General features: G+C 63.9%; 1 protein-coding gene. It reads left to right on the top strand.

Annotated features, from left to right (window positions below):
• Positions 1-1,097 (top strand): serine hydroxymethyltransferase (glyA, locus tag NOV72_RS31720; protein WP_106858442.1); only part of this gene is annotated, 1,097 nt, incomplete at both ends.

The raw sequence follows: 1,097 nt of genomic DNA, 5'->3' as shown, positions 1-1,097 counted from the left end.
GAAAACCGCCGCCAGGAAGATCACATCGAGCTGATCGCGTCGGAAAACTACACGAGCCCGGCCGTGATGGCCGCGCAGGGCTCGCAACTCACGAACAAATACGCCGAAGGTTATCCCGGCAAGCGCTATTACGGCGGCTGCGAGTATGTCGATATCGTCGAGCAACTCGCGATCGACCGCGTGAAGCAGCTTTTCGGCGCCGAAGCGGCGAACGTGCAGCCGAACTCCGGTTCGCAGGCCAATCAGGGCGTGTTCTTCGCGGTGCTCAAGCCCGGCGACACGATCATGGGCATGAGCCTCGCCGAAGGCGGCCACCTGACGCACGGCTCGCCCGTCAACATGTCGGGCAAGTGGTTCAACGTGGTGAGCTACGGCCTGAACGAAGCCGAAGACATCGACTACGACAAGACCGAAGCGCTCGCCAAAGAGCACAAGCCGAAGCTGATCGTCGCGGGCGCGTCGGCGTTTGCGTTGCGCATCGACTTCGAGCGGCTGTCGAAGATCGCGAAGAGCGTCGGCGCTTACTTCATGGTCGATATGGCGCACTACGCGGGTCTCGTCGCTGCGGGCGTGTATCCGAACCCGGTGCCGCACGCGGACTTCGTCACCACGACCACGCACAAGAGCCTGCGCGGCCCGCGCGGCGGCGTGATCCTGATGAAGGCCGAGTTCGAGAAGCAGATCAACTCCGCGATTTTCCCCGGCATTCAGGGCGGCCCGCTGATGCACGTGATCGCCGCGAAGGCCGTCGCGTTCAAGGAAGCGCTGGCGCCGGAGTTCAAGGCGTATCAGCAGGCCGTGATCGACAACGCGCGCGTGCTGGCCGAAACGCTCGTCAAGCGCGGTTTGCGCATCGTGTCGGGCCGCACGGAAAGCCACGTGATGCTCGTCGATCTGCGCGCGAAGAAAATCACCGGCAAGGCTGCCGAAGCCGCGCTCGGCGCCGCGCATATCACGGTCAACAAGAACGCCATTCCGAACGATCCGGAAAAGCCGTTCGTCACGAGCGGCGTGCGCCTCGGCTCGCCCGCGATGACCACGCGCGGCTTCGGCGTGAAGGAAGCGGAGATCGTCGGTAACCTGATCGCCGATGTGCT

This window comes from Caballeronia novacaledonica, assembly GCF_900258035.1.
Lineage (GTDB): Bacteria > Pseudomonadota > Gammaproteobacteria > Burkholderiales > Burkholderiaceae > Caballeronia > Caballeronia novacaledonica.
Note: the sequence above shows the minus strand (reverse complement) of the source record. Positions and strands in the feature narration are given on the sequence as shown.